Annotated in this window: 1 pseudogene; it reads right to left on the minus strand. The window is 63.5% G+C overall.

The features are described 5' to 3' along the window. Positions 1–359, minus strand: a pseudogene (locus NMG70_RS32570) (acyltransferase); the annotation flags it as partial.

The following is a 359-nucleotide window of genomic DNA, read 5'->3' on the forward strand; positions in this document are numbered from 1 at the left end:
GCGCAGACGGCGAACGACACCGCGCCGGCGAGGCCGATCGCCAGGATCGCCATGCGCTTGCCTGGGCGCAGCCATGCCGCCAGCAGAAGCAGCCCCGGCCATACGAAATAGAACTGCTCCTCGACCGAGAGCGACCAGAAGTGGATGAAGGGGTTGTTTGACGCGTCGGGGGCGAAATAGTCGAACGACCAGCGGATCAACCAGAAATTGATCGCATAGGCCGAGGCGAACATGGCGCCTTTCGAATAGAGCGACTGTTCGTCCGGCGACAGGATGAAGTAGCCCGCGACCAGCGTGGCGAAGATGACGAACAGCGAGGCCGGCAACAGGCGCCGGGCGCGCCTTGCATAGAACCGCCA

It is taken from the genome of Mesorhizobium ventifaucium, from assembly GCF_935822925.1.
GTDB classification, from domain to species: domain Bacteria; phylum Pseudomonadota; class Alphaproteobacteria; order Rhizobiales; family Rhizobiaceae; genus Mesorhizobium; species Mesorhizobium ventifaucium.